A 16444-nucleotide genomic window follows, 5' to 3' on the forward strand; every position below is an offset into this window, starting at 1 on the left:
GTTATTGAAAACCGTGAACATGAGAATCTCTTTTCATTTTCCTCCAACATGGGGGATGCACTCGTTTTTTCAGAATTGATCAACAACTCACGGACACGGCCCAAAATTCTAAAGTCTCGAAATCCTAAAGTCTCGAAATCCTAAATTTTGTCCCTTACAGCCATAATCATCATAATGGCCATAATAGCCATAATAGCCATCTTGGATCGCTTTTATCTTCTGTGTTTTTATCTTCTGACATCAGTCTGGTCTTTTAGAGTAAAAAAATAGAGGATAAAATGGAAGGAAAGATAAAAATTAAAAGCAACAAAAAAAAACCGTTGGTAGGAATACAAACAAGACAAAATTAAAATAGAATAAAATGCCCTGAAAATTACTCCACTCTTTTTCATGCCCTTCCTTTTTTATGGGGGAAGAGACACCGCCAGCAAGCTGGCGGGGGTATTTTATAACGTATGAATTGAGAAGCAGTTCCGGGATCAAGGGAAATTTTTCTCATATCTTTTACTCAGGTCAGGTTTCGAGAGGTCCAATATCTTCTTTGTGAACAGTATTTCCATGGAGATTTATATGGTTTACGCGGTCGAATTCTTTGAGGATTTCTTCTGCAGGACCTTCCTTATCCAGAATACTGAGAAGGTAGATTGTTATGCATGAGAGGAAGAAGCCAGGGACAATTTCATATATGTCAAAAATTCCACCTGAGAGCTGCTTCCAGACGATAACGACGAGACCGCCGACAATCATTCCTCCGAGCGCTCCATTTCTGGTTGTTTTTCTCCAGAAAAGAGAGAAGAGGATAACAGGCCCAAAGGCAGCTCCAAATCCTGCCCAGGCATATGAGACCAGACCCATAACCGAGTTATTCGGATCTCTTGCTATTAGATAAGCAATTGCTGAAATTCCAATAACTGCAAGCCTGCCCATCCAGACGAGCTCTTTTTCTCCTGCATCCCTTTTTACTATTATCCTGTAGATATCTTCGGTAAAGGCAGAAGCAGCCACAAGAAGCTGGGAATCAGCAGTACTCATAATAGCTGCAAGGATAGCCGCAAGGAGAATTCCTGCAATAATAGGAGTAAACGTACTGTTTACCATCACCATAAAGATAGTTTCGCTTCCCGCTTCTCCAAGAAACTCAGGATAGAGGTAAGCTCTTCCGATTATCCCGCCTGCTACAGCAAAGAACAGAGAGATAATAACCCAGACCATTGCAATAATTCTTGCCTGCTTTATTTTGTCAGGAGATTCTATGGCCATAAAACGGACCAGGATATGCGGCATACCAAAGTATCCCAGGCCCCAAGCCAGGTTTGAGATAAGGGGAATTGAACCTCCAGAAAGAGCAGTCCAGGGGTTAAGCAGCTGCGGATCTATACTCTTAATCAGGCTTACAGTCGACTCATAACCTCCCATTCCCTTTAAGGCTGCAAGGGGCACGAAAACAATGGCGCAGACCATTAGCATGCCCTGGAAAAAGTCAGTCCAGCAGACAGCCATGAAACCTCCAAGAAATGTATAGCTAATAATTACCAGTGCGCCGATAAGAAGAGATTGTTGATATGGAATTTCAAATACAGTATTGAAAAGCTTTCCACCTGCTACAAGTCCTGAGGAAGTGTAAAGCAGGAAAAAGACCAGAATCAGAATAGATGAAATAATTCTCAAAGCATGGCTTTTGTCTCTGAACCTGTTTTCAAAGTATACAGGAATGGTAATGGAATCTCCTGCAATCTGGGTATATTGGCGCAATTTTTTTGCAACGAATTTCCAGTTCAGGTAAGTTCCAGCAGCTAGACCCACTCCTACCCAAATAGATTCCATTCCTGATAGGTAAGCATATCCCGGCAATCCCATTAGCAACCAGCCGCTCATATCCGACGCCTGCGAACTCAGCGCAGTAACCCAGCTGTTTAGCTTTCTTCCTCCTAAAATATAATCCGCAAGATTCTCCGTTTTCCGATAATAGAGAACTCCGATGGCGATCATAAAAAGCAGATATACTGCGAAAACAAGTACAATACTAAAATTATCTGATACCATTATTTAACTCCAGTTTTTTAGTAAACTCCAGTTTTTTAGTAAACTCCAGTTTTTTAGTGAACTCCAATTTTTTAGTAAATTTCTTGTAAGCTTCTTATATCTAACAAATATCCTGTGTTTTCACAGGTTCCATTATCTTACAGATCTCTGTCCTAATAGCTGTAGATAAGTCATTTTTTACAGTTAACGTTACTTTCGCTCAGATTATTTTCGCTCAGATTATTTTCGCTCAGATTACTTCCACTAAGATTACTTCCACTAAGTTACTTTCATCTGTAAATTTGCTAGTTACAGTGATTCTGTCGGTAGCTATTTTCAGAGAAGTATATTATTTATAACACAATTTTATTTTATGCTATTTATTCTAGGGGCAATAATTCATAGCAGTTTTATAATACTGTTTTGTTATCCAGACATTATAAACGGTTCGTTTTATTTCGGCGCGTTGGAAAAAATTATAGAAAGTATTTCCATTTTCGATTTATTTTCAAAAATTCTTTTTTAGCTTGAGTCGATAAGTGAAATTGCAGTAAGAAATTATTAAATCAACAATTCTAAAAACCAATCAACAATTCTAAAAACCAATCAACAATTCTAAAAACCAATCAACAATTCTAAAAACCAATCAACAATTCTACTAATAAATCTTTAAAAAACAATCGGACTTTGAAAAACATGCTATTTGAATAATATTTATAAGTTGCTACATACACATAGCCAATTTTTTATGTATTTACACTCCATAAATATAGTTACTTTTGATGTATGTCCCTTATTTTCAGTTAGACTGTATTTATTTCTTAAGCAACAGTTTTGTTATCGACGATCTTATTTACATCAAAACTGTTTTTATTTTTAACACATCCACTTTCGTTTTAGTATGGCTGTTTGTTTCCCTAACATTATTATTTTGTGCTAAATATTTTTTATCATTCATTGGAAGTAAAGGGGTTCAAAATTTTCCTCTATTCTTCCATGCGAAAAAGGGGGTTTAAATTTGACCTTCGGGGGGTCTGGAATTGTAAATCTCTCATTTTTTTAAAACTGAGTTTGGTGATGTCGTTTTCTTCAGGGTGTCTTTAAGGGAAATATTAGTTCCATTGGAAATGCAGGGTGCTTTACCATAACTATTAATACCGTGTACTTCCATTGCATCTACTGCAAATATACCTTGAAATCAAATGTTTATATATAAATTTCATCTAAAATTTTGGGTAAAGAGTATTCCAATTACAGGTTCTATCAGGGCTTAAGAGATGATTTAAAGTGCGTAACTCACTCTCCAGTTTATCCCCCGCATGTTGAAAATAAAAAATTCAGGCATTAACTTTAAGAAACATGCATTTATCTATCCATCTCCCCTTTGTGAATCTCTCATCCATAAGGTTTGACTTATCAAAATTATACAAAACAACAAACCAGGTTTCAAGAATTACTGAGAATCAAGAGGGACAGACACTTTGAAAATTAACAATTACGCCTTTACATATATCTTTTCCATGTCTGGGTGATATTATGTCTGAATATATTTAGTCTAATATATTCTGTCTGGATAGTGTTCTGAGTTTTCAATATACTAACTTCGAAATAATGAAAATGGTTCAAAAACTCTTTCAAAGTCTGGATTTAAATGTTTGCAGTTTTCTCTCTCATCTGTATCCATGAAAAATTAGTGATATGATTCCTTAAGCAGGACTTTCAATTATTTAAACTTGACACAATAATTGGGGCTGAAAAACAGGACTTAAAACTAAAAAAATTATAGCTCAACGACTTAAAACTAAAAAAATTATAGTTCAAAAATTAAGACTGAAAATGGAACTCAAAAATCAAGATTAAAATATGGAACTGTAATAATAAAACTGAAAATTTAAAATTAAAAAAGGAAAAAGGCGTGTATGAACTCATAAAGCGTGCAGAAACTCCTTACCTTCTTTAATTAATTCTTAACTTTGCATACTCTATCTGTGCATTAAACCGTACATATAAACCGTACATATTAATTGTCCATATAATCCATCTTAATCCGTTGCATCTGTATATTATAATTTTTATACGAGAGGGTCATTCATGATAAAAGCTCAATCATTAGACGGCTTATTCGAAAAATTACTTGACGGAAAGTCAATTTTTAAAAACAAAGAGGTTCTTCGTCCTTCTTATACACCGGACCTGTTATTACACAGGAACGAACAGATAAACAGTCTTGCAACTATCCTGGTTTCTGCACTCAGGGGAGAGACCCCTTCCAATGTCCTGATTTACGGGAAAACAGGGACAGGAAAGACTGCAGTGACAAGATATGTAGGAAAGGAACTTGAAAGGGTAAGTGAAGACAAGTCCGTTTTCTGCTCTGTTGTTTATATTAACTGTGAGGTAATCGATACTCAGTACAGGCTTCTTGCAAACCTTGCCAGGCATTTCGAAGAAGAGGTCCCTATGACCGGGTGGCCCACGGACCAGGTCTTCATGAAATTTAAGGAAGCAATCGATGCAAGAGATCAGGTTATTATCATCATTCTGGACGAAATTGACAAGCTGATTAAGAAAGGTGATGATGTCCTCTACAACCTTTCAAGAATCAATACCGACCTCAAAAAAGCCAAGGTCAGCATGATTGGGGTTTCCAACGACCTCAAATTTACAGAGTTTCTGGACCCCAGAGTCAAAAGTTCCCTGGGCGAAGAGGAACTGATCTTTCCGCCTTATGATGCCGAGCAGATCAGCGATATCCTGAAGCAAAGGGCAAAAATGGCTTACAACGACGGAGTGCTGGGCGAAATGGTAATCCCGCTCTGTGCAGCCTTTGCAGCCCAGGAACACGGTGATGCCCGCCGGGCACTTGACCTTCTGCGTGTTTCAGGAGAAATTGCAGAGAGAGAAAACCAGCCGCAAGTTCTCGAAGAACATGTAAGGCGTGCGCAGGAGAAGATCGAAATCGACCGTGTAGTAGAAGTCGTGCGGACTCTCCCCACCCAGTCCAAGCTTGTTCTCTACAGCATCATCCTGCTCAGGAACCGGGGAAGAGAAGGCAAGAACATCACAACCGGTGAGATGTATAATGTCTACCGCCAGCTCTGTCATCATATTGACGTGGATATCCTTACCCAGCGCAGGGTCACCGACCTGATGTCAGAACTTGACATGCTGGGCATAGTGAATGCCGTGGTAGTAAGCAAGGGCCGTTACGGAAGGACAAAAGAAATTTCGTTGAGCGTTCCTGTGGAAAACACTCGCAAAGTACTTCTTGAAGATTACAGGCTCAAACCTCTTGTAGATTTCAAAGCTTCCGTCTTCAACAAGATGTTCTCATAAAGTCCGGATTATCTTCCTTATCCGGCCTTTCTTTTTTATCCTGCCATTTTAACCCGTTCTTAAAATGTACTCACAAAGACTCTTCCTTTTGATTTCCCTGGTTTATTATGGAAAAACTTTTTCCCATTATTTTCTTTCCAGAAGCTTTTCCTCCAATCTTTCAGAAAATAGCCTCAGCTTTTCAGGAAATAATATATATGATCCTGTGGTTTGACTAGGATCGTATCATAATTAATATGTCATATAGATCTATATTATTCAAGTTCCCATATTATTCAAGTTCCATATTATTCAAGTTCCATATTATTCAAGTTCCATACTATTCGAGTTTCTACCAGAGTTAATGATCCTAATTTGCTAACTCGAGTTTCTATTGAGATTCTAATTGAGATTTCTATTGAGGCTTCTACTCAAATTTATAGTTCAATCTTATAACTCAAATCTAAGGATTCAGGTTTAAAAGGTAATTTTTGATGAAGATAATAGCGTTTGTAGGCATGCCAGCTTCGGGAAAATCCGAAGCTTCCAGGATTGCTGCTGAGATGGGCATTCCTGTTATTATTATGGGTGATGTGATCCGGAAGGAAGTACTGAAGCGTGGGCTTGAACCCAACGATTCCAATACCGGAATGGTTGCAACGGACCTTCGCAAGTGTGAGGGCATGGATGCTGTTTCCAGGCGCTGCGTTTCTCAGATCAGGGAAGTAGGCTCGGAACTTGTAGTTGTTGACGGTGTGCGCGGGATTGCCGAAGTGGAGTTCTTCAGGCAGGAATTCGGAAAAGGTTTTGTCCTTATTTCCATTTACGCTCCCATTGAGATTCGATTTTCCAGGGTCCAGAAGAGAGGCAGAAGCGATGATATGAACAGTATCGAAGGCCTTCGCCACAGAGACGAACGAGAACTCAGCTGGGGCATGGGGGAAGCTATAGAAGCCTCTAATGTGGAAATCGAAAACAATTCCACTCTTGAAGCCTTCAGAAAAGATGTTGTTGAGGTTTTGGGGAATTATTCAGGATCACGCCCGGAAAAATAACATTTCAAGAACAAATCTGACAGGATAATGTTCAAGAATAAACCCGGAAAAATAACGTTTTAAGAACAGATTCGATAGACTAACTTCTCTGAAGATAGTAAGTCATTTCTGTTGAACAGTGTCGAAAATGCAATTCAACTGAATACTTTCCGGAACAATTATATTGAGATTATAGAACAGTGTCGAAAATGCAATTCAACTGAATACTTTCCGGAACAATCATATTGAGATTATAGTGGAGTAAATTTATGATCAGTGTAAAGATTTCAGCACCTGTATATCCTACGGAAGACCTTGAAAAGGTCATTAAAGCCATTTCAGTTCTTTTTACGGGAATAGAACTTCAAAAAGAAACTATTGACTCAACGGAATCCGAAAAAGAAGTTTCTCCTTCTTTTCTTCTTACCGGAGAGGGGGGACTTGATCTCCTGTTTAATCTGCACGGACTTATTCGCAGGGAAAAAATTATAGACAGTCTCCGTAACAAGGCTTTCAATAAAGGATTATCTCGGGAAGGGCTTTTAGTTCGTTTTTTGCTCAACAAGCAAGCCGCTTTTGTTGGAGTTCCAAGTGTTCCTGCTGAAGAAGGGTCTCTGGGAGCCATTAAAGTCGTTATCAGGGCAGACTCTCCTGAGGAGATGGAAAGGCTCTTTGAGTGGCTCTTACCTCTCACCGAAGAAGGGGTGCCGGTTGTCGAAGTGGGAATGGACTATGTGGAAAGGGGCTGAAATCTCAAAGTTTAGTTAATTACGAAGTTTAGTTAATTACGAAGTTTAGTTAATTATATTTCAATTCCCGCCCCAAGTTTATGTTAATCAGGGATGTATTAAAAGGGATTATTTAAAAAGGGCTGAATTGAAAAGGACGAATTAGAAGAGACGAAGTAAAAAGGATGAATTGTCACCATGCAGCTGGATAGAATCAGTTTTTCATCGCGTGCGGTCGTTGAAGATCCTTTTAAATGGGCATACACGCTCGAAGACCATGGGTATACTGGCTGGGAGATCGTACAGGAAGGATCCCAGTGCCTGAACAGCAAGACCTTTCAGAACCTGAAGAATATTTATGATACCACCAGCCTGGAACTTACCCTGCATTTGCCTTTTTCTGATATGAACCTCGCAGGCCTTAATGACTCAATCCGTGCAGAAGTCCTCAGGCAGATGAAGAACTACCTTGCCCTTGCCTCGAACTATGTCAATCTGGCTGTGGTACATCCCGGATATCTCTCACCTTATGGGGTACAGGTTCCGCAGCAAGCCTATATGACAAACCTTGCCTCTATCCGGGAATTATGCGACTTTGCAGCAGATTTCGGGATCCTTGTGGCTGTTGAGAATATGCCCGATTTCCCAAAGATTTTTGGCAAATATCCTGATGAAATGCAGGAAATGTTCGATGCTGTCGGGAGCCACAACGTGGGGTTCACCTTCGATGTAGGGCATGCCAACACCGTGGGGCTTGTAGACGAATTTCTGGATCAACTGGGAGAGAGGATATCCCATGTTCACATCCATGACAATATGGGCAAAAAAGATGAACATCTCCCTCTCGGAGAGGGTACTGTAAACTGGAAACAGGTTATGGAGAAGCTCTCAAACTATAAGGGAATTTTTGTTACCGAAATGGCTTCAGTCGAAGAAGGGATCAAAAGCCTCGAGTTCTTAAGAAAGCTGTGAGTTCCCTGTGGCTTTTTTACTTGTCGCCTTTTCTTCTCAGCTCTTACCGCCATTTCTCTTTAATTTTTGCCTAATTTTCTCTTTAATTTTTGCCTAATTTTCTCTTTAATTTTTGCTTAATTTTCTCTTTAATTTTTGCCTCATTCCTTTTTCAGGTCTTCTCTTTCAGTTCTTTCTCTTTAAGGTAATGGGTCCAATCTCCATGCCCTATTATTTCAGCTTCGGGTTTTTCATCGTAGACATAGATAAAACCCCTAATTTTCTGATTTTCGATTTCAAGGTCCACATATTCTCTGTGGTACCCCCCGAAAAGCTCCATATAATCAATGGATTTTGCAACTTCAAGCTGTTTTCCGGAAAACCTGCGAACCTCTGCAACCACCGAGCAGCCTTCAGAGGGATATATTCCGGGATAAGGGCCCAGAGAGTAGAGTGCATATCCGCTGACTTTTGTAGTCCCAAGGAATTCCGACCTGTTCTGGAGATCAAAGCGCCGGCTGTTGTATAGCCCGTTTCGCAGACTGCCGTAAAGTGCCATTACGATCTCTTCGCCTTCCGCCCTTTCGTATGAGCGCTGCCAGCAGATGTTTCGGTGGAAGGTGTTCCCGTAAAGGGTTTTGTCCTTCCCTGAGGTTATGTATTCCCCTGAGCCGTTTTCCATGGCATATCCCTTTTACACTCGGTTTTAAACTCGGTCTTAAACTTGGTCTTAAACTTAGTCTCAAACTCGGTCTTAAACTTAGTCTCAAACTTATTTCGAAAAGCCGTAAGCTGCAAAGCGCTGGGTCAGGTCAAGGTTTGAAAGCAGGAAACGGTCTTCTTTGCTGTAGGCAACCTTTTTGTTTCCTGAAAGTTCCAGCACGCAGGTAGTGCCTGGCTTTGCTTCCTTTGCTTCCTTTCCGTCAACCAGGATTTTCTCAACGCGCACAGGTTCGGACTGAAGTCCCACAAAGAGGTGAAGCACACTTTCTGGCTCTATCTTTTTCGTGAATTTTGAGATCGCACATTCCAGAACGTAGTCAGTGGTTACGTTTTCTTTATCAGAAATTATGAAGCCTCTTTCTATATCTTTGGCCTGGACATTTTTCAGGCGCATGCCAACTCTTGTGCCTGTCGGGGCTTCAGTTATATCCACATCGTGGCTCTGGATTGATTTAATTTCTATTTCCCTGTCCAGTGGAAATATTTTGGTTTTATCTTTTTCCTTTGAGATTCCCTGCTTGACAACTCCAAGAACAACACATCCTTTGCCCATCACATTGAAAGCGTGGTCTATGAAGATTCTTGCAGGCAGGCTGTTAAGTTCTGCATGTTCGACTTCTATTTTCTCTGCCATCTCATTAATTATAGCTTTAAGGTCGTCCACGCCTTCAAAGGGATTCTTTGCGCTTTTGTTTGTGTTCAGGGAGATACATTCCCAGTTCTGGAGTGCGGTTCCTGCAGTGATTACCTTTAGTTTTGCCTTAAATTCGTCAACTGCATGCATGTTGGTGCTGTCCGACTTTGTCAGGGCAATAATTCCATGTTTAAAACCGAGCAGGTCCAGTGCAATGATACATTCTCCGGTATGGGCGTCCAGGCCCTGAGGAGGGATGCACAGGACTGCTATATCGGAAATATTCAGTACTGTGACAAGGGATTTCAAGGTTTTCGGATAGCTGTTGGCGTCCACGAAAACCATATTCTTGCCTTCCTTAGCGTTGTTGTACATCGTTATATCGGAAACTGTTCCTTTTTTCCCGAGGTTTGCGGCAAGGGAAGTCCTGCCACTTTTTTCTGTCCCTATAATTGCAACGTTTACCATTGTGAGTCCCCTTTTCTGAATCAATGCTATGTATGGAGTCTTTCCAGACCCTTCGAATTTGTGTTGAATGTAAGGATTAATTGAACCTTAATGTTTCTCAGGCAACAGATTTTTGAAATTCGCAACTCTCTTTAAAGCTGCACTGTTTAGACTATGGCTTTCGCTAACTTTGTATCTGTCACTGGTATTAATATACTGTAGTATTTTACTACTAAAAGTAACATATACAGTAATGAGGGGTTTTAATGAAAGTATGTGAACTGGTGAATGATCCTTTAATCATAGACTGGATTGACACACTTAATCCTGCTATTAATACTAAAAAGCTTTACCTTCAGGCAATGCAAAATTTTACAGATTGGACTGGAAAAACACCAGAAGAGCTGTTAACAGAAGCTGAAGATGAAATAAAATCAGGTAAATTGATGAGACAAAGGAAAATCAAGTCTTATCTTATCGGATTCCGAAAGTACTTGCAAGATCAGAAACTATCAGATCTTTCAGTAAGGTCTAAGATGACCGGGGTTAGGAGCTTTTACAAAACTTTTGATATTGAAATTCCCACTATGCAGAGAATCGGGAAAGCAAAGCCACTTCCTGAAAACAAGGCGATACCCACAAAAGAAGACCTGCAACAAATCTTAAAAGTATGTGATCCTTTAGAGAAAGCTGTCTTACTTGTAGGAGTATCAAGCGGGCTGGCTTCCAATGAAATCCGAGACCTGAAAATCAGTGACTTCAAACAAGGATATGACCCTAAAACGGAAATCACCACCCTGGACCTGAGAAGGAAAAAAGTAAACCGTGATTTCGTGACCTTCATCAGCCCGGAAGCCAGCCACGCAGTCTGGGATTATCTGGCTTACCGGGAAAGAAAACCAAAGTATTCAAATCCTAAAAGGCTTAAGCAGCTATCGAAACAGGAAATTACCAGTGATAATGGATATCTTTTTGTGATTCGGAATGTACCAGAGGAATTTTTAGATAAACACGATGAAGAGATCAGAAAATTACAGGAAAGTACAATCACAAAGATTTACCGCATAATTTCCGAGAAAGCACAAAAGAATACTCCTACAGGGCAATGGAACCTTATTCGCTCACATAATGTTAGGAAATATTACAACTCAGCCTTATTAAATGCGGGAGCTGATAGCTTTTTTGTCGAATACACAATGGGTCACACCCTAGATGCCACACGATGCGCTTATTTCCGGGCATCACCTGACAAATTAAAAGAGATTTATCAAAAATACATTCCTTATCTTACGCTTCAAAAAGAGCTCGACGTTTCTGAGAGTCTGGAATATCAGCAGATCAAAAAGGAAAACGCGATATTGCAGGCAGAAACAGCCCGTCATATAGTTGAACGGTCAGAGCTGCAGGAATTGAGAGCTGAAATAGAAAAATTATCTCAGATAAAATCTGAGGTGATGGGCAATATTGATGAAAAATGGATGAAAAATATGATTGAGAGGGTTAAGGAAGAAATAGGAAAAGCTTGATTTCCTTTTTTCCTACTTCCCTCTTTTTTACTTTCCTTTTTCCTACTTTTTTTTTCAAAGGATCTTCTTCTTTCAGAGACCTTCTTTTCTCTTCTTTGTGCCGCGACTACTTAGCGTGTCCACTGATTATGATTATTATAGAGACGTCGGCTGATTGTGTAAAGGGTTGTTGTTTGTGGTTCTCAATTTGAACGCACGTTCAAGGTACGTTCAAGGCAAAAAAAGGGAATTATTTTTGTAACGTTTTAAAAAAACCTCTATATACAATAAAAAAAATGAATCTTCTTGGCTAAAAATTGCACATTTGTGTGGGTTAATGTACATTTTTGATTGGGAAAACTCAGTTAAACATATATAGAAATTTCATGAGAGTAGAATATACCAAATGAATTAATATAACAAATTCAGACAAAATTTGGAGGACCATGATAATGGAACAAATCAGAGAACCATTTATAGTCGGCCACCGTGCAAAGGTGGCTGCATATATCGATTTAGATACGTACAAAAAACTCGAACAGAAACGCGGAATGATCGGAAGAAGCGCATTTATAGGAGCTATAATTGAAAATGCGTTGAACGAAAATGAGAAATGTGAGGCGTGAAAACAGCTCCTGAGATGCTCCAACATCTCCGGAAACCATAAACACAGACAATAAAACAATGCGTCAATAATAATTCATTGTTTTTCGATTTCTCACTAAAAACTAACTTAAAAAATTATATATGTTTAAAGGCGTTTATTTAACTTTGTGAGGTAAAAGCAGATGTTTGAAAAAATGGTTTTGGGATAAGCTCATTCATCAGTTAGTAAACAGATATATCATTACGCTATGATCGATATAACTCAACCTATTCTTAGGAGCTGATTTACAGTAACTTCATTTCAGTCTATTTCTTTATCTCAGAATGTGTGAACAGAACTTTCACATCCGGATGTATTCCATGCTTCAAATATTGAGACAAATTTTCACCATCCTTGTCTTCATCATTTGGATCGAAAGGTAATGGTAAATGAAGTGCCTCATACACAGCAAATCGATGCAGATCAAAGGAAGCTCGCAGAAGATCTCCAAAATTTGATGCAGCAGGAATCAAGCCCAAGTAATAAACTGAGACTGTCCCGAAAAAGGCTACAAACAATGGCCATAGAACAATTTTATCCCATACTGCCCAGGCCACAATAGTCCATAAAGAAAAAGAAGAAACCCAGAAAAACCATGTTATCCGCTCACTAATGTCTTTATTTGCTTTACTGAGTTCATCTCTTACTCTATCTGGAAGAAGAAGCCACAGATCAGGCCATACACGCATGGTTTCCAGACCATAACAATCAGAAGGATATTCCTCGGCTGCCCTAATTATATTCCCGAATTTCGTAGGCAAAACCATATCATTTGGATACTGATTAAGTTCTGTTTCGAGCTTGGCAAATTCTATTCTTTCAGAATCAGATGGACCCTTGGCCACACTTTTGGGGTCTTTTAAGTTCTCGTACTTACGGCCAATATCATCGTATCTTAAGATTTTTGGCTTCATTTTTGATCTGAGATGATTTACCAGATAATCACCAAGCTTATTCAATGGAAATATTGGCCAGTAACCCTCAGCAAAACGGATCAAAGGAGATTGTATCCACTCAACCAATTTTGTAGAGACAATCAAAAAAAGGACAAAAAAAAGAAAGAGAAAAACAGCCTGCGAACTATTTAAACCCTCTAGATTCTTAAACCAATCAATAAACGTTTCCAGATTCCATCCATCTGAAGTACACCATACAAGCAGACCACCCCCCCAAAAAAACAGAGCTGGTGGAATTACGTTAAGATCCCACAGTTTCGACTGTTCCCCAACCATTGCTTTCCAGAGTATGGTATACATCAAAACACCTTATTGTTTGACCAGAACGGCACGAACCATTTTTTCCCTGTCATTCGGGCATCTCTGTCCTTTTGCACGTAGCCCGCATTTATACCCACATACGGGGCAGATCATCTCCTCTCCCGGTGGTAAATCTGTACTTATCCCGGGTAAAGGACCATACGAATTTCTAAGGCCCCTTTCTTTTATATTCTCTAAATGTTCTTTTTGTTCTTTAGTGAGCTCCTTGTTTTCCTCAGGGGATTTTTCTGCTCTCTTATAAATCAAAACTTTTTCCTTATTTTTTAAAGAATTTAAATATCTTGAATCAAGAGAAAAAGCCTTTTCAAAAGATTCGATTGCTTCATCCCAGAGCCCAAGATTGCAAAGTGCAGAGCCTTTATTGTTCCAAGCATATGCATCTTCCGGACTTAAATTGAGAGCTTCATTAAAAGCATTAATAGCCCCTTCATAATTGTTCAGATAAAAAAGAGAAAAACCTTTTAGCTTCCATGCTTCAGGATCATCCTTCTCATTTTCAATAAACCTTTCGCAGGCTTCGAGACTTTCTACATACTCACCAAACATTATGTGTACAAGGGCTTTATTGTACCAGGCGTCTGCATTAGAGGGATCGATTTCAATGGCTTTCTGATAATAATTAAGGCTTTCATCATATTCCTTATTTTCAAACAGCTTATTGCCTTCTACAACCCAATTCATACTTATCCACTTCCTCATTAAAGTAATTGTTTAATATAGAAAAATTTTTTCAATTATCTCCAATCCCCCACAAGATTGAAAGCACCCCAGTAATAGATATCTGACCATAGTTTTCTCGTTTCATCCATAGCTTTACTCAATGCCTCTGCCTTGTTATCACCTTTCAGCCAGAAATCATAAAAATTCTCCATCAGAAATGCCGTTGATTCATCATCTACTTTCCAGAGACTGACCAGAAGGCTCCTTGCACCAGCCTGCAAGAAAGCCTGAGATAAACCCATCATCTCATCCCCACCCATATTCCCTGTTACTCCCGTTTCGCAGGCTGAAAGAACAAGCAGTTCAGGACGTGCACCAAGTCCCATGACCTCCCTTGCTGTGAGAACACCGTTAGCAAGCACAATACCAGAGTCCAGAGGGTCAGAAGGAGCAAAGTATCCATGGGTGGAGAAATGAGCTATCCTTACTTCCGGAAGGAGGTCCATAGCTATTTCTTTCGTTGCACGTTTCCTGAGTACAGGTTTCGAATTCAGACGGTCCGCAATAATCTTTGCTTCCTCTTCAGAATGATCCAGATCTTCAATCGGGTTTCCAATTACAAGAGAACGATCTACACCTTTAGTTGAACGCTTTAAAATGCCTGATAAGCTCCCCAATGCAGGCACAACAACCCAGGAAACTTCCAAATTTGATTCTTTTGCCAGGGCAGCCCATGGAATGAAATGCCCAAAGCCATATGGAGAGATAATTACGCGCTTAACTCCATTCAAATAAGGACGGATTGATTCAAGGAGAGGACCTACTATTATTTTCAGGTCCTCCATAACTTCACTAAACGATTTACCTTCTTTTTTCTGTAGAATATTGTAAGTAAGTGAGGCTTCAATTATCTCTGGATATTCCCAGTCTTCTTTCAGCACAAAAAGTATCAGCTGCTCATCCAAAATAAAAAGAGAAAGAACTGCAGAATCGCTTCCTGCTTCTTTTGTAAGGATGCGAAGATCTTCCCATGAAGGCCTTGTTCCTCTTCGAAGATTTACAAAATTCGCGGCTTCCTCACCAAATGTCTCCATCTGGCTCCACAGGTTATTTAATCTCTGAATAAATTCATCTCTTTCCTTTATCCTCAACATTCTAGAAGAAGTCTCTTCTTCAGAAGCTCCCAATAGTCCTCTACTTGACAATTCCATATTGTCTATATCAACAAGCTTTTTTACAATTTGAGCTTCTTCTTCAGCCAGAGCCGGAGAGATTGAAGAAGGAGCAGGAATATCACCCTTTGCAATAAATTCATTGAGAAGCCTGGATTTAGCACCTTCAACTGAAACCATTGATTCTATTACCCATTTTGATATTTCAGCCGGTGAACATGCTTCTTTTAACTTGAGAGAAATCTTAACAATATTTACATCTATTTTCCCTAAAGTATCCCTAAGACCAAGTTTATATGCAACCATAATTTTTGAAAATGAATGATCCATACAATTTCTTGCTTCATTGTAAGCACCGAATGCTTCTTTTATGTCTTTGAGATCCCCTGTATGGGAATAAAGATTACTTAGACCGCTGCCGAGGTTGTTAAGATAACCTGGTAAAGAAGGTGCTTCAGGATCCGTTAAGGAAAATGCCATTTTATAGTTAGCTATGGCCTCTTCAAGGTTTTTCAGGTCCCCTGTATGGAAATAAAGATAACTTAGACCGTTGCCGAGGTTGTTTAGATACATTGGTAATTCAGGTGATTCGGGGAACGTTAGTGAAACTGCTTTTTTAAAATTCTCTATGGCTCCTTCGAGTTCTTGGTCACCTGTACATGAATAAAGATCACTTAGACCAGCGCCGAGGTTGTTAAGATAACCTGGTAATTCAGGTGATTCTTGAGGCGTTAGTGAAACTGCTTTTTTAAAATTCTCTATGGCCTCTTCAAGTTCTTTTAGGTCCCATGTACGTGAATAAAGATTACTTAGACCAGCGCCGAGGTTGTTTAGATACATTGGTAATTTAGGTGATTCGGGGAGAGTTAGTGAAACTGCCTGTTTATATTTCTCTATGGCTTCTTCGAGTTCTTTTAGGTCCCATGTACGGGAATATCTATCTCTTAGACCGGTGCCGAGGTTGTTTAATATGCTTGGCATTTCAGGTGATTCGGGGGGAGTTAGTGAAACCGCCTGTTTATATTTCTCAATGGCTTCTTCGATATCTTTGAGATCACCTGTATGAGAATATCTATTTCTTAGACCATTGCCGAGGTTGTTTAATCTTCCAGGTAATTCAGGTGATTCGGAGGGAGTTAGTGAAACCGCCTGTTTATATTTCTCTATGGCTTCTTCGAGGTCTTTGAAGTCACTTGTACGTGAATATCTATTTTTTAGACCGACGCCGAGGTTGTTTAATCTTCCAGGTAATTCAGGTGATTCGGGGGGAGTTAGTGAAACCGCCTGTTTATATTTCTCAATGGCTTCTTCGAGTTCTTTGAGATCACCT

At 39.5% G+C, this 16444-nt stretch carries 12 protein-coding genes and 1 pseudogene; 6 read left to right on the forward strand and 7 right to left on the reverse strand.

The window, feature by feature from the left end; translation table 11 throughout:
- Window positions 1–513: 513 nt before the first annotated feature.
- Both putP and EO95_RS18695 read right to left on the reverse strand, forming a co-directional pair.
- Window positions 514–2043, reverse strand: a complete 1530-nt coding sequence (gene putP / locus EO95_RS02810; protein WP_048131951.1) for a sodium/proline symporter PutP — start codon at window positions 2041–2043, stop codon at window positions 514–516.
- Between the two features lie 170 nt (window positions 2044–2213).
- Window positions 2214–2297: pseudogene (locus tag EO95_RS18695) on the reverse strand (hypothetical protein); the annotation flags it as partial.
- A 1816-nt stretch (window positions 2298–4113) separates the two neighbouring features.
- Here EO95_RS18695 and EO95_RS02815 point away from each other — a divergent pair.
- The 4 genes from EO95_RS02815 to EO95_RS02830 all read left to right on the forward strand — a co-directional run bounded on the left by EO95_RS02815 (window position 4114) and on the right by EO95_RS02830 (window position 8071).
- Window positions 4114–5358 (forward strand): ORC1-type DNA replication protein, encoded by a 1245-nt coding sequence (locus tag EO95_RS02815; protein ID WP_048131952.1) that lies wholly within the window; start codon window positions 4114–4116, stop codon window positions 5356–5358.
- 473 nt (window positions 5359–5831) lie between these two features.
- Entirely contained in the window at window positions 5832–6392 is a 561-nt protein-coding gene (locus tag EO95_RS02820; RefSeq protein ID WP_048131954.1) for a dephospho-CoA kinase, read from the forward strand.
- A 248-nt stretch (window positions 6393–6640) separates the two neighbouring features.
- Window positions 6641–7120, forward strand: a complete 480-nt coding sequence (locus tag EO95_RS02825; protein WP_048131956.1) for an RNA-binding domain-containing protein — start codon at window positions 6641–6643, stop codon at window positions 7118–7120.
- A gap of 177 nt (window positions 7121–7297) precedes the next feature.
- Window positions 7298–8071, forward strand: coding sequence for a sugar phosphate isomerase/epimerase family protein (locus tag EO95_RS02830; RefSeq protein ID WP_048131958.1), 774 nt, complete (start codon window positions 7298–7300; stop codon window positions 8069–8071).
- 151 nt (window positions 8072–8222) lie between these two features.
- Here EO95_RS02830 and EO95_RS02835 read toward each other — a convergent pair whose 3' ends face one another.
- Both EO95_RS02835 and EO95_RS02840 read right to left on the reverse strand, forming a co-directional pair.
- Window positions 8223–8732: a gamma-glutamylcyclotransferase gene (locus EO95_RS02835; protein WP_048131960.1), complete on the reverse strand. Its 510-nt coding sequence runs from the start codon at window positions 8730–8732 to the stop codon at window positions 8223–8225.
- Window positions 8733–8822: 90 nt separating this feature from the next.
- Window positions 8823–9875: an elongation factor Tu gene (locus EO95_RS02840; RefSeq protein ID WP_048131962.1), complete on the reverse strand. Its 1053-nt coding sequence runs from the start codon at window positions 9873–9875 to the stop codon at window positions 8823–8825.
- 245 nt (window positions 9876–10120) lie between these two features.
- Between EO95_RS02840 and EO95_RS02845 the strand changes: the two genes are divergently transcribed.
- On the forward strand, window positions 10121–11380 hold the full coding sequence (locus tag EO95_RS02845) for a tyrosine-type recombinase/integrase (RefSeq protein WP_048131964.1): 1260 nt from the start codon (window positions 10121–10123) through the stop codon (window positions 11378–11380).
- Between the two features lie 431 nt (window positions 11381–11811).
- Window positions 11812–11985: a hypothetical protein gene (locus tag EO95_RS02850; RefSeq protein ID WP_156163957.1), complete on the forward strand. Its 174-nt coding sequence runs from the start codon at window positions 11812–11814 to the stop codon at window positions 11983–11985.
- Between the two features lie 286 nt (window positions 11986–12271).
- Here the strand turns inward: EO95_RS02850 and EO95_RS02855 are convergent, their stop codons facing one another.
- The 3 genes from EO95_RS02855 to EO95_RS02865 all read right to left on the reverse strand — a co-directional run.
- Window positions 12272–13237, reverse strand: coding sequence for a hypothetical protein (locus tag EO95_RS02855; protein WP_156163958.1), 966 nt, complete (start codon window positions 13235–13237; stop codon window positions 12272–12274).
- A gap of 33 nt (window positions 13238–13270) precedes the next feature.
- Window positions 13271–13963 (reverse strand): tetratricopeptide repeat protein, encoded by a 693-nt coding sequence (locus EO95_RS16645; protein WP_052733466.1) that lies wholly within the window; start codon window positions 13961–13963, stop codon window positions 13271–13273.
- A 53-nt stretch (window positions 13964–14016) separates the two neighbouring features.
- A partial coding sequence (locus tag EO95_RS02865) for a CHAT domain-containing tetratricopeptide repeat protein (protein WP_048131970.1) occupies window positions 14017–16444 on the reverse strand: 2428 nt, incomplete at its 5' end.

It is taken from the genome of Methanosarcina sp. 1.H.T.1A.1 (genome assembly GCF_000979295.1).
Classification (GTDB): domain Archaea; phylum Halobacteriota; class Methanosarcinia; order Methanosarcinales; family Methanosarcinaceae; genus Methanosarcina.

Bases quoted from the DNA above. Each gene is read 5' to 3' on its own strand.
- EO95_RS02835 (WP_048131960.1), bottom strand. From the start codon at position 8,732: ATGGAAAACGGCTCAGGGGAATACATAACCTCAGGGAAGGACAAAACC.
- EO95_RS02855 (WP_156163958.1), bottom strand. From the start codon at position 13,237: ATGGTTGGGGAACAGTCGAAACTGTGGGATCTTAACGTAATTCCACCA.
- EO95_RS02850 (WP_156163957.1), top strand. From the start codon at position 11,812: ATGGAACAAATCAGAGAACCATTTATAGTCGGCCACCGTGCAAAGGTG.
- EO95_RS02830 (WP_048131958.1), top strand. From the start codon at position 7,298: ATGCAGCTGGATAGAATCAGTTTTTCATCGCGTGCGGTCGTTGAAGAT.
- EO95_RS02845 (WP_048131964.1), top strand. From the start codon at position 10,121: ATGAAAGTATGTGAACTGGTGAATGATCCTTTAATCATAGACTGGATT.
- EO95_RS16645 (WP_052733466.1), bottom strand. From the start codon at position 13,963: ATGAATTGGGTTGTAGAAGGCAATAAGCTGTTTGAAAATAAGGAATAT.
- EO95_RS02825 (WP_048131956.1), top strand. From the start codon at position 6,641: ATGATCAGTGTAAAGATTTCAGCACCTGTATATCCTACGGAAGACCTT.
- putP (WP_048131951.1), bottom strand. From the start codon at position 2,043: ATGGTATCAGATAATTTTAGTATTGTACTTGTTTTCGCAGTATATCTG.
- EO95_RS02815 (WP_048131952.1), top strand. From the start codon at position 4,114: ATGATAAAAGCTCAATCATTAGACGGCTTATTCGAAAAATTACTTGAC.
- EO95_RS02820 (WP_048131954.1), top strand. From the start codon at position 5,832: ATGAAGATAATAGCGTTTGTAGGCATGCCAGCTTCGGGAAAATCCGAA.
- EO95_RS02840 (WP_048131962.1), bottom strand. From the start codon at position 9,875: ATGGTAAACGTTGCAATTATAGGGACAGAAAAAAGTGGCAGGACTTCC.